The organism is Chlamydiales bacterium (assembly GCA_031292375.1).
Classification (GTDB): Bacteria; Chlamydiota; Chlamydiia; order Chlamydiales; family VFKH01; genus JARLHF01.
This window is the reverse complement of the sequence record JARLHF010000006.1, coordinates 1-19962: the sequence shown is the minus strand read 5'-3', so window position 1 is coordinate 19962 and position 19962 is coordinate 1. Positions and strand designations below refer to the sequence as shown.

Annotated in this window: 18 protein-coding genes; 12 read left to right on the top strand and 6 right to left on the bottom strand. The window is 37.7% G+C overall.

The features are described 5' to 3' along the window. Positions 1 to 585, top strand: coding sequence for a hypothetical protein (locus tag P4L16_01280; GenBank protein MDR3623755.1), 585 nt, complete (start codon positions 1 to 3; stop codon positions 583 to 585). Here the strand turns inward: P4L16_01280 and cydB are convergent. Together cydB and P4L16_01270 are read right to left on the bottom strand one after the other, a co-directional pair. Further along, on the bottom strand, positions 582 to 1610 hold the full coding sequence (gene cydB, locus P4L16_01275) for a cytochrome d ubiquinol oxidase subunit II (protein ID MDR3623754.1): 1029 nt from the start codon (positions 1608 to 1610) through the stop codon (positions 582 to 584). The two genes, P4L16_01280 and cydB, sit on opposite strands and share 4 nt — an antisense overlap. Then, a complete protein-coding gene (locus P4L16_01270; GenBank protein ID MDR3623753.1) occupies positions 1610 to 3010 on the bottom strand; it encodes a cytochrome ubiquinol oxidase subunit I in 1401 nt (466 codons plus the stop codon). The genes cydB and P4L16_01270 overlap by 1 nt, the downstream gene beginning before the upstream one ends. A gap of 143 nt (positions 3011 to 3153) precedes the next feature. On the opposite strand from P4L16_01270, the gene cdaA reads away from it, so the two are divergent. The 5 genes from cdaA to P4L16_01245 are packed head-to-tail and all read left to right on the top strand — an operon-like array spanning position 3154 to position 8438. Next, entirely contained in the window at positions 3154 to 3942 is a 789-nt protein-coding gene (gene cdaA / locus P4L16_01265) for a diadenylate cyclase CdaA (protein MDR3623752.1), read from the top strand. Further along, on the top strand, positions 3939 to 5183 hold the full coding sequence (locus tag P4L16_01260) for a hypothetical protein (protein ID MDR3623751.1): 1245 nt from the start codon (positions 3939 to 3941) through the stop codon (positions 5181 to 5183). The genes cdaA and P4L16_01260 overlap by 4 nt, the downstream gene beginning before the upstream one ends. Positions 5184 to 5189: 6 nt before the next feature. Then, a complete protein-coding gene (locus P4L16_01255) occupies positions 5190 to 6335 on the top strand; it encodes a glycosyltransferase family 4 protein (GenBank protein MDR3623750.1) in 1146 nt (381 codons plus the stop codon). An 8-nt stretch (positions 6336 to 6343) separates the two neighbouring features. Next, complete coding sequence (locus P4L16_01250) at positions 6344 to 7069, top strand: RsmE family RNA methyltransferase (protein MDR3623749.1); 726 nt, start codon at positions 6344 to 6346, stop codon at positions 7067 to 7069. After that, a complete protein-coding gene (locus tag P4L16_01245; protein ID MDR3623748.1) occupies positions 7062 to 8438 on the top strand; it encodes a TIGR04372 family glycosyltransferase in 1377 nt (458 codons plus the stop codon). The genes P4L16_01250 and P4L16_01245 overlap by 8 nt, the downstream gene beginning before the upstream one ends. Here P4L16_01245 and P4L16_01240 read toward each other — a convergent pair. Next, the gene (locus P4L16_01240) at positions 8425 to 9735 is read right to left on the bottom strand and encodes a PhoH family protein (GenBank protein ID MDR3623747.1); all 1311 of its coding nucleotides are present in this window, start codon (positions 9733 to 9735) and stop codon (positions 8425 to 8427) included. The genes P4L16_01245 and P4L16_01240 overlap by 14 nt on opposite strands. A gap of 230 nt (positions 9736 to 9965) precedes the next feature. Here P4L16_01240 and P4L16_01235 point away from each other — a divergent pair, with 230 nt between their 5' ends. From P4L16_01235 to P4L16_01220, 4 genes are all read left to right on the top strand, one after another. Then, a complete protein-coding gene (locus tag P4L16_01235; GenBank protein MDR3623746.1) occupies positions 9966 to 10688 on the top strand; it encodes a hypothetical protein in 723 nt (240 codons plus the stop codon). A gap of 173 nt (positions 10689 to 10861) precedes the next feature. Next, on the top strand, positions 10862 to 12073 hold the full coding sequence (locus P4L16_01230) for an SH3 domain-containing protein (protein ID MDR3623745.1): 1212 nt from the start codon (positions 10862 to 10864) through the stop codon (positions 12071 to 12073). A 22-nt stretch (positions 12074 to 12095) separates the two neighbouring features. Continuing rightward, entirely contained in the window at positions 12096 to 12866 is a 771-nt protein-coding gene (locus P4L16_01225; GenBank protein ID MDR3623744.1) for a DUF455 family protein, read from the top strand. 9 nt (positions 12867 to 12875) lie between these two features. After that, on the top strand, positions 12876 to 14390 hold the full coding sequence (locus P4L16_01220) for a YifB family Mg chelatase-like AAA ATPase (GenBank protein ID MDR3623743.1): 1515 nt from the start codon (positions 12876 to 12878) through the stop codon (positions 14388 to 14390). 40 nt (positions 14391 to 14430) lie between these two features. On the opposite strand, the gene P4L16_01215 is transcribed toward P4L16_01220, so the two are convergent. Both P4L16_01215 and rmuC read right to left on the bottom strand, forming a co-directional pair. Next, the gene (locus P4L16_01215) at positions 14431 to 15639 is read right to left on the bottom strand and encodes an AAA family ATPase (GenBank protein ID MDR3623742.1); all 1209 of its coding nucleotides are present in this window, start codon (positions 15637 to 15639) and stop codon (positions 14431 to 14433) included. 698 nt (positions 15640 to 16337) lie between these two features. Beyond that, positions 16338 to 17720, bottom strand: a complete 1383-nt coding sequence (gene rmuC, locus P4L16_01210) for a DNA recombination protein RmuC (GenBank protein ID MDR3623741.1) — start codon at positions 17718 to 17720, stop codon at positions 16338 to 16340. A 103-nt stretch (positions 17721 to 17823) separates the two neighbouring features. On the opposite strand from rmuC, the gene P4L16_01205 reads away from it, so the two are divergent. Beyond that, a complete protein-coding gene (locus P4L16_01205; protein MDR3623740.1) occupies positions 17824 to 18492 on the top strand; it encodes a phosphatase PAP2 family protein in 669 nt (222 codons plus the stop codon). Further along, complete coding sequence (gene lexA / locus P4L16_01200) at positions 18480 to 19100, top strand: transcriptional repressor LexA (protein MDR3623739.1); 621 nt, start codon at positions 18480 to 18482, stop codon at positions 19098 to 19100. The genes P4L16_01205 and lexA overlap by 13 nt, the downstream gene beginning before the upstream one ends. A 145-nt stretch (positions 19101 to 19245) precedes the next feature. On the opposite strand, the gene P4L16_01195 is transcribed toward lexA, so the two are convergent. Next, positions 19246 to 19962 (bottom strand): hypothetical protein (locus P4L16_01195; GenBank protein ID MDR3623738.1); only part of this gene is annotated, 717 nt, incomplete at its 5' end.

The following is a 19962-nucleotide window of genomic DNA, read 5'->3' as shown; positions in this document are numbered from 1 at the left end:
GTGCTAGGCATATTCCTTGATCTTGAAACAAATGGCTTAAACCCTTTTAAACATAGGGTGCTAGAAATCGCTCTCAAAATTATAGATCTCTACACAGGCAAGCTAGTAGGCCAGTATGATTCTATTGTACAACACCCCCTATCTACCTGGCAGGCCAGTGACCTTATTAGTCTAGAAGTCAATGGCTTTACTCTAGAAAAAATGAATTCTGGAAAAACTGAAGATGTAATTTCTAAAGAAGTGACTACATTATTCAATAATTGTTCCATCAAACGAGGCGGCTCTCTTTATATCTGTCAAAACCCCTCGTTTGACAGAATTTTTTTTGATCAACTCATCAGCGTAGAAAATCAAGAAAAATTTCAATGGCCCTACCATTGGCTAGACCTTGCCTCTATGTACTGGGCTCTGCACATCAAAGAAATGCCTATACAGCAAACAGCGCCTCTAAAAGATGGTTTATCAAAAGATGAAATCGCTAAAAGCTGCAATATTCCACCAGAAACGCGTCCTCATACTGCCATGAATGGTGTTAACCACTTATATTCATGCTACAAATCCGTTGTAGGAATACCAAGGCTTTAATAACTATGATGATCTATCTTGACTTTACCCCTAAAGATGCGAGTGGTAATAAATCCATATATCCCAACTAATGGAAGTCCTATTAACACAATGATTGCAAGTACAGTCAACGTCATATGCGATGCATCTGAATTGTGAACCGTTAAACTATAAAGTTCCGGGTTTATACTTGATCTAAGAAGTACTGGAAACATGCCTATTCCATACAATGCAAGAAGAAGGGCTATGCTCACGGCTGATGATAAAAACGCTCTACCATCTCTTCGCTTATTGATCTCTCTTGGAATATTCGCAATTGCTAGCATACTTAATATAGCAACCAGGAACAAAACAGGACGCTCTTGTAGTCTTACTGCCATGTGAGGCTGATAAATTAGCGTTGCAACGGTAGTTATTGCATAACATATAATAAAGAAAATAATTGTACGATTGACCCAAGAACGAAGTTTATCATGTAACTCCCCTTCTGTTTTCATAACTAAAAAAAGTGCCCCATGCATTGTAAAACAGGCAACAGCCGTAATTCCAACTAAAACAGTATAAGGGTTAATGAAGCTCCAAAAATCACCCATGTAGACTTGTTCTTCATTTATAGCAATTCCATGAATAAAATTACCCATCAAAATACCAGCTCCAAAACCAATGACAAGGCTTGCAAAGAAAAATACAAAATCCCAAAACTTTCTCCAAAGTACAGAGGGCCTTTTGCTTCTAAATTCTATTGCCACAGTACGCAAAATTAGACCCGCAATAAAAAACATTACAGGAGTATAAAAGGCTGAAAGAAGCGTTGCGTATGCATAAGGAAAGCCTGCAAACAACCCGCCTAATATAATGATTAACCATACGGCATTTCCATCCCACAATGGACCTATCGCGTTGATAAAAACTCTTCTTTCATAATCTTCTTTTACAAAAAGATGTAAAATGCCAACACCCAAATCAAAGCCATCGAGCATTGCATAACACATAATTGCTATAATGATGATGCAATACCAAAATACACTTAAATCAAATAAATCCATTATAAATGCCCCTCATTCTTATCCTGATTCCCGCTTCCTTTATCTAGTAAAGGATTTTTCTGATATGTCGGCTCCTCATCTTCAACAAGAGTTGGTCCATGCTGAATCTTATTATTTAAAAGATAAATAAACAGGATGAAAAGAATGAGATAGAGAGATCCAAACATAATAATAGAGCCCAAAACTTGACCCGCAGAAACTGAGCGAGAAAGCCCTTCTGATGTGCGTAAAACGCCATAAACAAGCCAAGGCTGTCTGCCAATTTCAGCAGAAAACCACCCCGCTTGATTTGCAACTTGTGGTAAAAACACTGACAATACTAAAAACCGAAGCGGCCATTTTCCAACTTGCCATCGCTTTTTCCAAGCATAAATAGCCACAATGCAGCTAAGAACCATAATACTCCACATGGCAACCATGATATGGTAGGTCTGAAATACAATAGCAGCATTGGGTCTATCTTCTTTTGGAAATTCCTCTAACCCCTTGATAGGTGTAGCAAAATCACCATAAGTCAAAAGACTCAAAAGCCCAGGTATTCCAATGGAATGTGTAAGTGTCTCATCCTTTGTATCTACAAAACCAACAATTGAGAGGGGCGCATAAGCTTGTGTCTTAAATATCCCCTCAAAGGCTGCTAATTTAGCAGGCTGAGTTGTTGCAAGCAAGCGAGCACTCGAATCTCCTGTAAAAAACTGTAATACCGTTGCAGAAACTGCAACAACAACACCCACCTTTAAAGAGGCAATGGCGTGTGGCAAAAACTTTCTTCTCAGCACATAAAAGGCGCTGATACTTACCACTAAAAATGACCCCGCAAGCCAACATCCAACAAGCACATGTTGTAATCGGTCAAAGGATGATGGATTAAAAACAACTTGCCAGATATCTGCAATCACAGCATGAGCACTTGCTCCTTGCCCTACAATTTCAAACCCAGCGGGTGTTTGCATCCAAGAATTTGCAAAAACAATCCAAACCGCACTAAAATGAGCTCCAAGAGCAACAAAGATAGTTGATATAAAATGGACCTTAGGACTTACCCTATTCCATCCAAAAAGCAAAATAGAAAGAAAGCCTGCTTCCATAAAAAAAGCAAAAACACCCTCTGCACCAAGAATACTTCCAAACACATCCCCAACAAAGCGGGAATAATTTGCCCAATTATTACCAAATGCAAATACCATCACAACACCCGTTGCAACACCCAGCGCAAAAATAAGCGCAAATATCTTTACCCAAAATTTGGTAATTTCTTCATATAAACGATTCTTAGTCTTTAAATACATCCCTTCCATGATGACAATACAAAGGCCAAGACCTATGCTTAATGGAGGAAATAAATAGTGAAACCCAATAGTCAACGCAAATTGAATTCTAGAAAGAATTTCCACATCCATTACATAACCCCATGCTAAATTACCGATGAAGCCACCAAGTTACATATTTAGTTTTATTTTTACAGCAAAAAAATACAAAAAATGCTCTTCATTAAAATAAAAATCCGCTATGCTTCCAAATTCTTGATAAAATTTTTGTAACTATGGACCTTTTTAAGCTGCTCATTCCCCTCATTGAAGTTGTCATCATTGCTATGATGGTCTATTACCTCTTGTCCTTTTTTTGGAATACAAGAGCTATGGACTTAATTTTTGGATTCTTAGCCTTTCTCTTCATTTTTTTCCTTGCTAACTGGTTTCGTCTTCCAGTACTCGAAAAGATTATGTTCAATATCGTCAATGTGGCCGTGCTAGCAGTAATCATTATCTTCCAGCCAGAAATTCGTATAGCCCTCTCTAAACTCAGCCTAAAGGGCAGAAAGTATAAAGAAATTTCAGACCTTGACCGCTTGATTGACTGTCTTGCAGCCTCTGTCTATAAACTCGCTCAAAAACATGTTGGAGCGCTTATAGTTCTAGAAAACCAAGATTCTCTAGATGAATACGCATCTAAGGCTGTCATGCTAAATGCTGAACTTTCTTCTGAATTGCTGGAATCTATTTTCGAAACAACGACCCCTCTTCATGATGGAGGCGTTATTATCCGAGGGATGACTCTTGTTTCTGCAGCGACAATTCTTCCCTTAGCCGATGATAGCACACAACTTGCAAAATCTATGGGAACAAGACACAGGGCAGGACTTGGTGTCTCTCAGATTACAGACGCCCTTGTTATTGTGATTTCAGAGGAAACAGGCCTTGTTTCCATTGCAAGAGCAGGTATCATCACCCGCGGCATAAAAATTGATCGTTTTAAAGGCATCATTCGCAGCATCTTTAACCCAGCGCAAGCAAAATCACGTTTAAATGTCACTGACTGGATGAAAGCATGATCTTATTTATCAAAAATTTTTTTACAGAACACTGGCAAAGAAAGCTTGTAGCCATCTTGTCAGCCCTTATCATCTGGTTTTTAGTTAATAACTCCATCACGATTACACGTACAATTACAAATATCCCTGTGCGCGTTATAAACCTGCCTGCAAATAAAACCATAGAAGGGTTACTTCCTTCTGGATTTCTTAAAAAACGATTTACCCTTACATTAAGTGGAAATCGAGATATTATCCAATCCCTAGATTCTAGCGACCTACAAGTGGTTATTGACGCAAAAAATAGAGAAGATCAATGGATTGCAAAAATTGATAAAAAATCTATTCTCAGCCTAAATCCAGAAATTGATCTCTCACATTCCATTTCTGACGTAGCTCAAAATGAGTTTCTTATTCGTCTAAGTCCGCTTATAACAGAAAAAATTCCTATCCATATTACAAAACCCATTGGCAATCCACCTCCTGGTTATCACTTTTTAGATATTTGGCCACAATTCCTAGCACAAACCGTAAGTGGTCCAGAACAACAAATGCATACATTGCAAGCAAAAGGCTTAGAATTAACTTTCGACTTAAGTAAAATTTCTGCTGCTGACTTAGACGCTCTTCATGAAGGAGTATCTCGCCAGCCAGACGAAGTGAGCTACTTTGTACCTAATAGTTGGAAGTATGTAACAATACCCTTTCAAGATGATGCTCACCAAAAAATTAATGACCCAGCAGCAGAACCCTTGCGTATTGACTTCTTACGTAGCATGTTATTACCTCTAGATATCTTCTTGCCTATCTCTATTTTTTTCCCTCTTCAAACAAGCTCTTCTATCAACCCAAAAAACGATTTTCTTGGAGACAGCGCTCTTATAGAAGACGTAAATGGAATACCTCTTCTTAAAATGCCTCTATTCGCAAAAGATGTCTCCAAACTATTTCTAGACATCGTACGTAATAACTTAGAAATCATTGTTATAGCAGGCCAAAAAACAAATGCAAAATCCCTTCAATGGACTATCCAATTCATCAATCCACAAGCACTTGAAAACGCCTATGTTGCAGAGGGCATGAAAGAAAATTCAGACAATAATGCTTTTGAATTGAAACCTGAACTAAAAGAAGAACATTTACGTAATCGCTTTAGAGGCTATATGAGAGGGCTTGAATTCTTTACAGCTGGTGGGAAAAAATTACAGCTAGAAATTCAATGGAAGGAAAATAACATTCTATTAAGCGATGCTTCACTGTAATGAATAATGAATAAACATATCATTCTTCTTAAAAGTAATTTAGGCGCAAGAGGAGGGCTTGAAAAGTACACTCTAAGACTTGCAAATGCCTTTAAAGAGAACCATTGTAAAGTCACTATCTTAACTACAACCTCTCCTAAAAATTCTCTTCCCCAGCTTGAAGATATTGAAGTTATTCCTCTGTTCAAAAATACAAAACTTAGTGCTCTTAATCTCTATCTTTTTAATCAAAAATGCAAAAAATGGATCCAAAACCATTCTCCTGGAATCATATTTGGTCTTGATAGAAATAAAACACAAACCTATTACAGGGCAGGAAATGGCGTTCATGCAGCTTATTTAAAAAGCAGAAAAAAAATAGAAAGTGGCTTAAAGACCATGACCTTTTCTATGAATCCTCTCCACCAACTCATTTTACATTACGAGAAAAGTGCTTTTGAAAATGTGGACCTTAAAACTCTTTTTACCAACTCACACATGGTAAAAAAAGACATCTTAAACCATTACAACACACTTAGTACAAAAATTCACGTTGTTCACAACGGCGTTGAATGGAATGAATTTAAAGAGCCTTTTTTTTCTTGGCAAGAGTTAAGACCTTCTTTATTTACAAGCCTAAGACTAGACCCAATCAATTTCCAACTCTTATTTATTGGTCATGGATACAAAAGAAAGGGTCTTGAACTGCTTTTACATGCTCTTGCGACCATCAAAGAAGAAAAATTTCAGCTTTCAATCGTCGGCAAAGACAAACAACAACTTTATTTCAAAACACTTATAAATACATTGGGCCTTACTAACAAAGTGCACATCTTTGGCGAAAGGTCCGATATTAGAAGCTTTTACCAGGCATGTGATGCTCTTCTCATTCCTTCTATCTATGACCCTTTTGCAAATGTCACTGTAGAAGCCCTTGCCATGGGACTTTCTGTTTTATCTTCTTCATTTAACGGCGGTCATGAAGTCCTAACCCCTGATTCTGGTATCATAATCAACGATCTTTTTAATAAAGAGGCCTTAGCTTGTAACTTAAAAGACCTTTTTCTAAGAAGAAAAACAAAAGAAAGCGCCTTAAAAATCCGAGACAGCATCAAATATCTTGACTTTTCTCATCAACTCACTACCATAGTTCAAGAAATAATCAAAAAATAGAGTTATCCATGCCTCATGAACGCTTCTTCTACCCTCATGAAATGCAAGAAGGCGATATAATTTCTTTACCTCCAGAAGAAGAAAAACACATGAGCGTAATGCGCATACGTCCAGGAGATTCTGTAGAGCTCGTTAATGGCTGTGGTTTTTTAGGAGCAGCAACACTACTTTCTTCTAGCAAAAAAAACATCTCTCTAAAAATCACAAAAGTTGACTTTGAAAAAGAATCAAGCCCCAAGCTCATTATAGCACAAAGCTTGCCGCGTGCAAATCGCTTAGATTTTATCCTTGAAAAAGGTACTGAACTTGGAATGCATGAGCTTTGGTTATTTCCAGGAGAGTTTAGTGAAAAAAAAGAGATTGGAGAAAATCTTCTTCAGCGTATGAAGTCAATTACCATTGCAGCACTCAAACAATGTGGCAGGCTCTACCTGCCAAACATCCGCATCATGCCCTCTTTATCTTCTTGGGATGTATCAGAGCTTCCCTCTTCTCTTTTCTTTGGAGATACAAGTAAAGATGCAAAGCCTTTTATAAATTATTGGAAAGATTACAATGACCTAATATTTTTTGTTGGGCCAGAAAAAGGCTTTTCGGCTAACGAAATTGAATGCTTGCTTAAAATGCATGCTAAAGGCGTAAAACTTCATGAGTCTATTCTTCGAACCGATACGGCCTCTCTTGCCTTTTTAAGTATCGCAAAACATGTTCTTTTAGGAAAAACCTATGTATAAAATCTTAAAGAGTATCGCCTATTTTCCTATAAAATTTGTCTTAAAAAGACTTAAAAAGCTATTTCCTTTCTTTAACTTATTTTATGCAGAATCTTTTTATAAATGGCATTCAAAACAACTCTCTCAAGTACCAGAAAACGAACAAATATTTTTTATAACAAGAAGAGATTTTGGAACTTTTCTTATGCTGACAAATTATGTTAGCTGCTGGCAGCAATTAAGAGGCCCTACCTGTTTAGTAGTACTCACAGTGGAGTATGAAGCTGTTCAAACAATTGCTAAGTCAATACTGCCAAATACTCGAGTTATTTGTCACAACTCACTTTTTTTCCAGTATTACATACGTTTTTTCGGGAAAAAAACCGTTCAATACAATACTGTAGCTCCTACTTATGCTAAACTTATCTGTGAATATCCCAATGGTCTCATCTTTTTTGAGCAGATGTTAAGTCACAAAACTATTCATAAGTCCGATTATATTTCCTACTTCGATAAAAATCTCTCTCTACTCGAGCTAAAAAACAATCCGTTATTACAAGAAGCGTACAAAAAAATTCGCAAGTCTTATGATTGCAAAGTCCACATATACCATGATTACATTGACTTATACTATAATAAAGACTTATCAAAACCCTTTTTCCCAAGTACTCCTTCCAGACAAACTCTCTTAAAAAAACTCCACATAAATGGCCCTTACGTTGTTCTAAACGTCAATTGTAGACACTACTTTAATGGTCTTCCTAAACACATTGCTGGAAGAAAACGCATACAACATCCAGAACGCTATAATACATTAATCGATTCTCTTATTGATAAAGGATTCTTTGTCGTACTACAAGGAAGAGAGGAACAGCCCTACTTTAGACCAAGAGCCAAATTTATTGACTATTCAAAAAATGCTCTTTGTTCTTTAAAAAACGATATAGAGCTCTTCTCAGAATGTAGTTTTGCAGTCACATCTAAAAATGGCCCAGAAAATTTTTCTACAATATGTAATACCCCCATGCTTGCTTTAAACTATACAGAGCTCACCTCAATGACACCTCATCTAAAAAGTAGATTTTTTCCAAAACAAGTTCGAAATCTCGACTCTGGCAAGCTATTTACCTGGAGAGAACTTTTAAATGCGCCTTTCTATTATGATATAGGAGCTACAGGCTTTTGTGAACGAATTGAATATCAAGATTTAACAGAAGAAGAGCTACTCTCTGCTGTAGAAGAGTTTTTACCTTTGGCAAATGCCCCTGTAAGTGCATGGAAAAAATATACGCAAAAGCAACAAGCCTTTAAAGATGCTCTACACCCGGCCCATTTAGACCTTTACCAAATAAAGAGCGTCCCACTTAATTGTTACCTCACATCATCTTAGCAGCAAGAGCCGCAAGTTCTGAACGCTCTGTCTTTTCGAGAAATACATGTCCAAAGATTTTTTGCTCTTTAAATTTTCCAATTGTATAGGTTAGTCCATTGGAGTCTTTATCTAGATAAGGATTGTCAATCTGGGTAGGATCACCTGTTAAGACTACTTTTGTGCCTGTTCCAGCCCTTGAAATGACAGTTTTTACTTCATGAGGTGTTAAATTTTGCGCTTCATCAATAATCATAAACATTTTTGGCAAAGAACGTCCTCGAATAAAGGTAACAGCCTCCATTTCTAGTTTTTTACTATCTGTTACCCAACGCAATGTTTCATTTGGCTCTGTTCCAGTAGAGTTACAAAGAAATTCCAAGTTATCATAGATAGGCTGCATCCAGTGGAAAAGCTTTTCTTCTTTAAGACCTGGAAGAAAGCCTATATCCTTTCCAAGTGGCATAATAGGCCTGCTGACTAAAATCTTGGCATATACTCCTTCGTCAAAAACTTTACGAAGCGCACTTGCAAGGGCAAGTAATGTCTTCCCAGTTCCTGCTTGACCTACAAGTGTTACAAGTTTTATATCATCTCTTAATAAAAGGTCGAGTGCACACTTTTGTTCCACATTAAGTGGAGAAATTCCCCAAATTTGATGTGATAATTTTAAGAGAGACACAAAGTTACCACTTGGCGCATGATATTTAGCAACAGCAGAAGAGTGCTCAGGAGAGGTCATCACACAATATTCATTTGGATAAAAGTCTTGCATTCCTTCAAGTTTTACACTGCCATCTTTAAAGAAATGATCTATATTTATTTTTTCCGTTTCAACCTTGCGAAGTCCTCTATAAATATCATCGAAAGAAAATTTTAAATTTTCATAATCTTCCGATATAACACCACAAGCTTCTGCTTTTACACGCATTGCAAAATCTTTTGAAACAAATGTTACAATCTCTTTCTGCTCTTGTAATAAAACGGCTGTTAAAATAATCCGATGATTATTGGTGTTACTAGATAAAAATAAGCTATGAAGGCGATCCCCTTTTAAGTCCATCTGTACGCGAATATTTGCTTCATTTTCAAGTAAAACACCTGTATGCAAGTCTCCAGAGCCCAAACTTTTAAGCCCATCTAATAATCGAATCACTTTTCTTGCATTCTTTCCAAGGTCATCATGAAGTCTTTTCATCGTATCCAATGCCTCAATCACAGCGAGTGGTAAAACCACATTGCTATGTGGAAACTTCATAAAAGCTTCTGGATCATGAAGTAATACGTTCGTATCGATAACAAAAGTTTTGCGTACCATAAAACAAGACTCCTTTGCAAAATCTATGGATACAATAATAGCCAAAACAAAGCAAGTATTCATCCGGATATTTACATATCACACTTATAATTAGTGAATTAAGTAAATAACCAGCAAATAAAGCAATCAACTGCTAAAAAACATCTTGCCTATTAATAGTCAATTTTTATATGCTGGGATTTCAAAATTATGATTAGATTGGCGCAAAAAGCTGCCGGAGGGTTAAACTTATGAAGATCAAAATTAATGAAAAAATTTTTTGCTTCCCCCCCTACATTTCAACAACTTGGGATAACGTTAAATCACTACGCGTAGACGTCGACCTAGAAACATCTCAAGAACTTCTTGTCGTAGCATTAAATGATGGTGGTATCATTAGAATCCCCAACTTCGACCAAAAAATCACTCAGCTTATTTTTGCAGCACACCTCAAATTTATTGAGCAAAAAACAGAAGTCCAGCCACAAATAGGAACTAACATTTCTTTTATTTCCGGAGATGGCATGCAAACTGTACTGGGGCTACCTTTTCGCCTAGGAACAGGAGGATTAGATGGTCTTGGAGCTGCACTACAACATAATCCATCTCAAGCAAATACTCCACAACTTCCTGAAGAGATCTTATCGAAAATTGCATCCATAGCGAAAGTAATTGGCGCTGAAGATTCTGCCCATCTTCCAAAACCAGAACCTCATTGCAATTGCCTACACTGTCAAATTGCAAGAGCCGTTCAAAAAGGCACTCCTCGCAACGATGAGATGTTGGATGAAGAAGTATCAGATGAAGATCTGAAATTTCGCCTATGGGATATTCAACAGAGTGGCGACAAGCTCTACACTGTTAAGAATCCATTAGATCACCAAGAACAGTATAACGTTTATCTAGGAGATCCTGTGGGATGCACCTGTGGACAAAAAAATTGTGAACACATTCGCTCCGTCCTCAATAGCTAGAAGACTTCTTGTATATATACACAAACAAGTTCAAGAATTGCTTATGTACACAAAAACAATTCTTCATTAACGATGTGTATAATTACGCAAGAAGTCTAAAGAAGAAGTTGAATTTTAAGTGGTAACATCTTAGTATTGCGTCGATTTTACGATTTTTAGGAGCTCTTGCACACATGTCCAAAACTACCGCTTTTTCATTGCTTTTAGCATCTTGCCTTTCCTTCAACCTAACTGCAGCAGATAATAAAACACTTAATAATAAGCAAACTCCTCAAAAACAATCTTCTCCTGCCTTTGATGCCTTTACCGGAAAAATTGTAGGTAGTCGTGTACGTATGCGAGCAGGACCAGATTTAGATAGCGCTATCATTCAAGAATTTACAAAAGAAGATCTTATTATCGTAAAAGGTGAGGAGAACGGCTTTTATTCTATAGAGACTCCAAAAGGAATAAAAGGGTATGTTTTTCGATCTTATATTCTTGACAACATAGTTGAAGCAAATAAAGTCAACATCCGCCTTGAACCAGCCCTTGATGCACCCATTGTTGGCCAGCTCCTTTCAGGACAACATATCGAAGGAACTATTAGCAAAATAAATCCTAAATGGCTTGAAATTGAGCTACCTAAAACAACACGATTTTTTGTAGCCAAAGAGTATGTTCAATCTGTTGGAAAGCCTGAACTTCTAGAGACTCTACAAAAGCGTAAAAATGATGTAAATTCTCTCCTTAACAATGCTTATACATTCAGCCAAAATGAGATGCGTAAACCCTTTGACTTAATCCAAATTGGGCTTATTCAGAATCAATTCCAAAATATTATAAAAAATTACACAGATTTTCCAGAACAAGTGACAAAAGCGAAAGAAACTCTTCAGCTCATCCAAGAGACTTACCTGCAAAATAAAATAGTTTACCTTGAATCTAAAAACAAAGAATGTTCTGAAAGCTATAAGCAACAGCTTGCTACCCTTGAAAATAGACTTGCACAAGATCTTGGAACAACACCCTTTACGCAGGCCGAAGAGGAAGCATTCATGAGACCTACCACCAACCTAGATGCCATCAAACGTTGGGAACCCATCGAAGAACATCTTTACACTCAATGGCTCACAAAAAATCCAGGAAAGTCCAAAAAAGATTTCTATCAAGAAGAGCTTTCTTCTGCCGTCATTTTAAAAGGGGTTCTTGAGCCCTACAATTCTGCCGTAAAAAATCGTCCCGGTGATTACCTCTTAAAAGTCAATAACTTACCCGTTGCCTTCGTTTATAGTACGTGCGTCAACTTAAGCGAAAAGTCAGGCCAAACTGTCTCTATTACTGCTCTTAAACGACCTAATAACCACTTTGCTTACCCCGCATATTTTGTAATTTCGATACAATAATCTATTAAGTACTGGCCTGTTCATGGAATTTCGTGATCTTGCAATTCAAATTCTTTCTGCAACAACACTTGAAGACAAGTTATTTTCGCCAGATCTACTCACCGATTTTTCACCAGGACCTGCTCTTTGCTGGGATATACCAACAAGACCTGTTACCATGCAATTTAAAACTCGTTCTCGTAAAGATAAGTTACCCCCATTGCATGAACACCAAAGCGCAGAAAAAAGGGCTATATGTTTACATCGTTTTGCAGGGCATGAGCTTTTGGCTGTAGAAATCATGGCCTTTGCTCTACTTCGTTTTCCAGAAGCTCCTGCAAATTTCAGAAAAGGCCTTTTAAATACTCTTTTAGAAGAACAAGAACATGTTCGCCTCTATATTAAACGTCTCAATGAATTGGGAATGCAATTTGGTGATCTAGAACTCTATAAACACTTTTGGACACATACGCCCCACATTCAAACTCCTCTGCAATATGTAAGCCTAATGAGCCTAACTTTTGAGATGGCTAATTTGGATTTTGCGCCTCTCTATGGTAAATCTTTTGAAAAAAATGGAGATACTGCATCTGCAGATCTTATGGCAAAAATTCTTTTTGACGAAATCTCTCATGTACGCTTTGGAATGTGTTGGCTTAAAAAATTTAAAGACACACACCTTGATGACTTCCAAGCATGGAAGCTTGCTCTTCCCCCAAACGTAGATATAAATAGGGCAAAAGGATTTGTATTTCTTGAAGAGCCTCGCAAAAAAGCAGGCGTTTCACAAGAATGGATCGATGCTCTTAAATAAGGATATATTTTGGTATTATCTCAAACATACTCTGTAGCCTTTTTCGGCTTAGATGCACTTCTTGTTAATGTTGAAGTCGATATTGCACAAGAAGACAAGTTGTCTTTTGTCATAGTAGGCCTTCCAGACACTGCTGTTAAGGAGTCAAAAGATCGCGTTCTTACAGCTATTAAAAATTCTCATTTTGCTATTCCAAGTATTCGCTGTATTGTAAACCTTGCCCCTGCTGACTTAAAAAAAGAGGGTGCTCTCTACGACCTTCCTATAGCACTTGCTCTATTAAAATCCCTCCACATCATTAAAGAAAACAAAACACTCGAAGATTTCCTTGTCATTGGCGAACTTGGACTTGGAGGGGAACTACGCCCTATTAGAGGGGCAATTGCCATGAGTTTACTTGCCAAGTCCTTAGGAAAAAAAGGTGTTATTCTGCCAAAAGCAAATGCTAAAGAAGCTGCCTGCATGCCAGATCTTCAAGTCATTGCGGTTTCTTCTTTATGCGAGGCTGTACAGTTTCTAAAAGATCCAAGCAGTATTCTTCCAACGCCCTGCTCTACCTTTCAAGAGCCATTAGAAGTCATAAATCCCATTGTAGATTTTAGCGATATCAAAGGCCAGGCTCATGTAAAAAGAGCACTTGAAATTGCAGCTGCAGGCAACCATAACATTCTGCTTTGTGGACCTCCAGGATGCGGTAAAACAATGATGGCCAAAGCTCTCAATGGCATCATACCTGATTTTTCTCTTGAAGAGGCTCTAGAGACCACAAAAATTCACTCACTTGCTGGCATCTTGCCAGACGGCCAAAGCATACTTAAGCAAAGGCCATTCAGAGCCCCTCACCACAGCGTAAGCTTTGCAGGTTTAATTGGGGGAGGCTCTATCCCTCGTCCTGGAGAAGTATCTCTTGCTCACAATGGAGTTTTATTCTTAGATGAGCTCCCAGAATTCTCCAGAACAACTTTAGAAGTGTTAAGACAACCACTAGAAAATCGCGAAGTCATTATCAGTAGGGCTCAGGGTCATTTTTCATTTCCTGCAAACTTTCTCTACATTGCAGCCATGAATCCCTGCCCTTGTGGATTCCTTGGGCATCCTGAAAAACCTTGTAGAGACAGTACTCTACAAGTAGAGCGCTACCGTAGTAAAATTTCAGGCCCTCTTCTTGATCGAATAGACATGCACATAGATGTACCTCACCTGCGCATTCATGAAATGGAAAATCAAACATCGCAAGAATCCTCATACACCATCAAGGAAAGGGTAAAGCAAGCAAGAAAAATACAAAGCAGACGCCTTGGCAAAAGTCGCACAAACGCCTCTATGCAAAGCAAAGAACTCAAAATCCACTCTATACTTAACAATGAAAGCAAAGCCATTGTACGACAAGCAACAGAGCGTATGAATATTTCAGCAAGATCTTATGATCGTATTTTGCGCGTTGCAAGAACCATTGCAGATCTTGCAGACAACCATTCTATTGAAACAGAACACCTCTTAGAAGCCATCCAATTTCGCCGTTAAATAACTCTAGAGGCTAGGGAAAAACGACTCGCCTCTTAAGTTAAATAAGCTGAGATAAAAAGGTCCTTGCAGGAACAAGAACAGGGCCCTTTTCTTCAAAGCAATTTTTCCGAATAAAAGGAAGCTCAAACGTCACCTGAAAGGCGTGTGCAGCTCCAATTTCCTCTTGAAAGCGATAAAGCGATGGAGCAAGTCCTGTAACTTTAGTTTTAACCTCAACAAGAAACCAAGGCTTTTTATTCTTTGTAACCAAGAAATCCACTTCAAGCTGATCCTTTGTTCTTAGATAATGAAGACCAAACTCACCAAATCCTCGATCGTTCCAAAAATGTACCGCCTTAAGAAGGTGACTTGCTACAATATTCTCATTACGATGTCCTATTTCCTCTACCAATGACCAATCCCAAAGATAAATTTTTGGCTCTTTTAAAAGTGAGCGCCTTATATTTTTTGACCAAGGTTGAATAGAAAAGCAAAAATAAAATGACTTAAGTACCTCTATCCATCTGCGGATAGTGTCAATAGAAACACCTATTTTTTTAGACAAAGAAGAATATTCTAATGATTGAGCTGCTTGGCCTTGAAGAAGATCTGCGAGCAATTCCATCTGCGCAAGCTCTTGAATCCTTGTTCCATCTCTAATATCTTCATGAAATAGTTGGTCTTTGCGCATAGCTTGTAAGCGTATAGAAAATTTTTTCGAACGCTGAATAAAAGGCTCTGGAAAGCCGCCATATTCCAATAATGCTTGCCAATCCTCATCTGGGATAGGAAGAGGGATCTTACGTATCTCTTCATCAATTAAGGAAGGGGAGGCAATTTCTGCTACAGAAAAAGGATGGATTCTATAGTAAAAATAGCGCCCCATTAAGCTATCGCCTCCTTTCTTATAAATATTAAGGCGAGCGCTTCCCGTAACGATAATTTTAGATATTTTTTCATATTTATCAAAAAAACCTTTTAAAAAGGTTTTCCACTTCCCAAACTTGTGAATTTCATCAAAAACAAGAATCGGCTTATCTTCAAAAAGTTCATTAAGCCCAGACTGCTTTGCAATGGCATCTGGGCCTTCAATAAACAATAATCGTTCCGGGGCGTTATCCCAATTAAAATAGAAATGACGAATACTTTCTCTGGCAGCTTCTAAGCTTATGGTCGTCTTTCCAACCTGCCTTGGACCCATTAAGAAGGCCATTTGACGAAGGTCGGCAAAATGTTCACGTACAAGTTCTTGATAGATCCGTTTCATAAGACCATTTTACGATACATCGTATTTTAGTCAAGACCATTTTACGACATATCGTAAAATGGTCTTGGAAAAAATCCAAATTTACGGATTACAATTCCCAATATTTTGCCTAATTTGTGGATTACCAATCCCAATATTTGATAAAAAATTGGGATTAAAATACTATTAAGCTATGCTAGAGCGTTATTATAAAGATTTAAATACCTATCTCAAAGCATCCCATGTCCTTATTATTTATGGGCCTCGACAGGCCGGAAAAACCACTCTTCTAAACTATTTTTAAGCAGAACACATTTAAAATATAAACTAGACTCAGGAGACAACATCCGAGTACAGCAAATTTTTGGCTCTCAAGATTTTACAAAAATTCTAGAGTATGCAGAAGGTTATAACCTCATTGTAATTGACGAAGCACAAAATATCCCAAACATTGACCTTGCCTTAAAAATTCTTGTTGACCAAGTAAATCTCTCAATTATTGCAACTGGCTCTTCATCCTTTGATTTGACACAAAATATTGGAGAACCACTAACTGGCGTACCTATGAAGGACAAGAAATTGATTTTATTGAAGAAATTGAAAACAACCTATCAGGTTTTGAAACAAAGTGGTCTTCCAAGAAAACGATTCTGGCACCCAAAACGTGGAGAGAAAATTATCCAAATTCTGATTTTAATGTCATCACAACAAAAAACTATCTAGAGTGGCTCATCTAGCATCTCAGGGGCCTGCAAAACCCTTGTAATTTGATCTATGGGGACAAGATCCTCTTCTTTTGAATCTATAGATACAAGCTGCATCTCTTTAAACTTTCTGGCACTTACAAGAACTCTAGTTTCTAATGAGCCCACAGCTTTATTATAAGAGTTAACTGCCTGCCCAAGTGACTTTCCAACGCGGTGCCAGTGTTCACTCATATCACAAATGCGTTTGTAAAGATCTTGCCCCAACAAACTTACCTGTTCTACATGTTTAGACATGTTTTCTTGACGCCATCCATACGACACTGCCCTCAAAACGGCAATCAATGTAGTAGGTGTTGCTAAAATGACTTTTTGTTCAACACCTGCCTCTATAAGAGATGGGTCTTGCTCTAAAGCGGCGCTAAAAAATGTTTCTCCTGGCAAAAACAAGACCACAAATTCAGGTGTTGGCTTAAATTGATCCCAGTATGTTTTCTTGCCAAGGGCAAAAATATGCGCTCTTACCTGCCTTGCATGGTCTTTTAATTTAGTTTTTTTACTCTCTTCATCTGCACACTCTAAGGAATCTAGGTAAGCACTTAATGGCGCTTTTGCATCTACTACAATATTTTTCTGAGATGGAAGCTTAATGATCATGTCAGGACGTGATCGTACATCATCTAATGACACACTCTCTTGCTCATAAAAATCACAATGGTCTAGCATGCCAGCCATTTCAACGACGCGCTTTAACTGAATTTCACCCCAACGCCCTCTAACGATAGGTGTTCTAAGAGCCTTTACCAGATTAGAGGTTTCTAAGCGAAGCTGACCTTGCAATTCAAATAATGAACGCACCTGCTCACTCATGGAGGCATAAGCTCCAAGCCTTGTTTTTTCTAAGTCATTAATTTTGGTATCAAAGCGATCAAGAGACTCTTTTATGGGGACAATAAAATCTTTAATAGACTGTTCCTTTTTATCAAACTCTCCTTTAGCACGCTCTTGAAATTTTCCAAGAGTCTCTTTTGCAAGCTCTAAAAAGGATGTATTATTACGCTGCAATGCATCGGAAGAGATCGCTTTAAACGTATTTTCCCACTTATTTTGTGCATCTTGTAAAAGAATAAGCTTTTCTTGCATGCTAAATTTTTCTGCTTCACTCTTTGCCTGAAGCTCCTTATAAGTAGAAAGCACGTCAATATAACTTGTTCTAAGCTCTCTATATTCTTGTTCCTTCTTTTCAAAAAGCCCTCGTAACTCTTGTATAGTTACCTCCTTTGCTTCTAATCTTTCTTGTAAAACGCCACTTTTTTTTGATTGTTTTGTCAAAAAAAATAATGCAATAAGAGCTGTCATGCAAGCAGCAGAAAAAAGCAAAACCTCTACAATCGACACGCCTATCCCCTCCAACTTATTTATACACAAACCAATTCTTAAACTTGTTTGTGTGTATCTTGTTATGATACGATAATCGTTTTATATCGCGCGAGCATTAAACATGAAAAAACATTTAAAATGGATCATTCCTTGCATCCTTTTCATCCTCATTGCCCCATTCACTCCAAAGCTTGACTTGCTTATTTCTCATTTTTTTTATATAGATCACTTCTCTAAGGCACCTATTTGGCAGCTTTTTTATGACTATGGCACATGGCCTGCCTGGATAGTTGCAGTAATATCCCTCATCATCATCATTGCAAGTTTTTTTTCTGCTTATTGGAAAAAATTCAAAAAAGATGCACTCCTCTTTTTATGCTCCTTAATACTAGGTGGAGGTATCATTACCAATCTTTTGCTAAAACAATTTTGGCAACGTCCTCGCCCTGTTCAATTAGATGAGTTCGGTGGTTTTATCTATTACCATCCCTTCTGGATCCCTCTTCACGAATATACAATAGAACCAGGAAGATCTTTTCCCTGTGGACATTGCACAATGGGCTTTATCTTCCTGGCCTTCTGCTTTATTGGTATTCGAAGAAATAACAGGCCTATTTTTTATACAGGTTTATTCATAACTCTCTTTCTAGGTATTGGACTTAGCCTATCTCGCATTGCAATGGGCGGCCATTTTTTCTCCGACACACTTGCATCCCTACTCATTATGTGGCTTTCTATAGTTACTATGGATGCTTTTCTTTATAGGAAAAACTCTTTATGCACGGATTAACAAAGCGTCAATTGGAAATTGTAAACTTTATTAAAACTTTTACCGAAAAAAAACATATCTGTCCAAGCTACAGAGAAATTATGGAACATTTTGGATTTTCCTCTCTTGGCTCTGTTTACAGACACATTCATAGCCTTAAAAAAAAGAAAGTTCTTGATTTTAAAGAACATACTCCTCGCTCAATCCAGCTAAACCGAACATCTGAAGAACATGCAGGCCCAGGTCTTGTACAGATCCCCTATATTGGACACATCAAGGCAGGCTTTCCCCTTGAGACTTTCGCAAAAGTAGACACAATTTCAATACCAGCCTCCTGGATTACACACCCAGAAGATACCTATGTACTAAGAGCAAAGGGCGATACTCTCCAAGAAGAATTCATTCTACCTGGTGACTTTCTAATTATTGAAGCAAAACAGGAAGCAAAAAACGGACAGATGTGCCTTGTACTTATTAACTCCCACAACGTCCTACTCAAGCACTATTACCAGGAAGGTGCCTACATTAGATTAGAAGCTAGCAACACTGCATATAAGCCTATGATGGTAAGATCCGAAAATCTTGTCGTCCAAGGCATTTTAATTGGCCTCTTCCGCACCCACCAATGAAGCCAATTCAACTTACTAACTGTTTTATAATCCGCTTCCTACTGTCCATTGCAGCAATTAGGAGTGGCGATGGATTTATAAGTGTTTTCTCGTCTAGTAGGCCAAATGAAGCGGAAACTAGAGATTAAAGTCACAAAAATCAACGTTATTTCAAATAATTATCAGTAATGTTAGCAAAAAAATAATAAAAAAAATCAGGCAACAAGCTAGTGGTTGTATGGAAGGTTTTTTGAGAAAAAAATGGACTATAAATTAATGCAAACATTATTTTGGGGAAGGTCTTTACCAAAACGTAACTGAAATTCAAATCATTAAATAAGTCTTCCTCCTTCCAGCATATGCGTGATCGAGTCGCGATAGGATAAGTATTTTCGTTGTTAAGAGCCTGATGAACGATCCATTCCCAATGGGTTTTTTTAGATTTGACTTTTGCAAATCTCTTACTAGTTTTTTTCTCAGCGCTCTCATTAAGACTAATAATGCTTAGTTTATGTCCTCGATAGGCAACATCATTGAAAAAATGGATTACTTGTTGAATTTTGAATCTCTTATTCTCTGCCTTTATTTTCAAGGGCTGAGAAAACATCTTTAATCCCTCACAATCGCTACCAACACTTTTTAGCACCTTGGCTTTTCGGACCATCGAATAGCCCATTTTCAACTCTTTGAGCAGTATAAAATTTGGATCTGTGGCATATAGGGCATCTAAGTGAATGCAGAGACGTAGGCGAGGAAACTGATGACGAAGCTCTCTGAGCAGGGATGGAAACGCAGTTCTTTCACATTCTTGTTTCCATTCATTGTCGCTTAACTGCCCCCATTCCGAGTGCGCCTTGATTCGATGAAATAAAAGAGGGATCTG

What these genes read in the sequence shown, in the direction of transcription:
- P4L16_01270 (MDR3623753.1), bottom strand. Translation starts at nt 3,010, where the DNA reads ATGGATGTGGAAATTCTTTCTAGAATTCAATTTGCGTTGACTATTGGG.
- lexA (MDR3623739.1), top strand. Translation starts at nt 18,480, where the DNA reads ATGCACGGATTAACAAAGCGTCAATTGGAAATTGTAAACTTTATTAAA.
- P4L16_01230 (MDR3623745.1), top strand. Translation starts at nt 10,862, where the DNA reads ATGTCCAAAACTACCGCTTTTTCATTGCTTTTAGCATCTTGCCTTTCC.
- P4L16_01245 (MDR3623748.1), top strand. Translation starts at nt 7,062, where the DNA reads ATGTATAAAATCTTAAAGAGTATCGCCTATTTTCCTATAAAATTTGTC.
- P4L16_01250 (MDR3623749.1), top strand. Translation starts at nt 6,344, where the DNA reads ATGCCTCATGAACGCTTCTTCTACCCTCATGAAATGCAAGAAGGCGAT.
- P4L16_01240 (MDR3623747.1), bottom strand. Translation starts at nt 9,735, where the DNA reads ATGGTACGCAAAACTTTTGTTATCGATACGAACGTATTACTTCATGAT.
- P4L16_01260 (MDR3623751.1), top strand. Translation starts at nt 3,939, where the DNA reads ATGATCTTATTTATCAAAAATTTTTTTACAGAACACTGGCAAAGAAAG.
- P4L16_01255 (MDR3623750.1), top strand. Translation starts at nt 5,190, where the DNA reads ATGAATAAACATATCATTCTTCTTAAAAGTAATTTAGGCGCAAGAGGA.
- P4L16_01215 (MDR3623742.1), bottom strand. Translation starts at nt 15,639, where the DNA reads ATGAAACGGATCTATCAAGAACTTGTACGTGAACATTTTGCCGACCTT.
- P4L16_01235 (MDR3623746.1), top strand. Translation starts at nt 9,966, where the DNA reads ATGAAGATCAAAATTAATGAAAAAATTTTTTGCTTCCCCCCCTACATT.
- P4L16_01225 (MDR3623744.1), top strand. Translation starts at nt 12,096, where the DNA reads ATGGAATTTCGTGATCTTGCAATTCAAATTCTTTCTGCAACAACACTT.
- cydB (MDR3623754.1), bottom strand. Translation starts at nt 1,610, where the DNA reads ATGGATTTATTTGATTTAAGTGTATTTTGGTATTGCATCATCATTATA.
- P4L16_01205 (MDR3623740.1), top strand. Translation starts at nt 17,824, where the DNA reads ATGAAAAAACATTTAAAATGGATCATTCCTTGCATCCTTTTCATCCTC.
- cdaA (MDR3623752.1), top strand. Translation starts at nt 3,154, where the DNA reads ATGGACCTTTTTAAGCTGCTCATTCCCCTCATTGAAGTTGTCATCATT.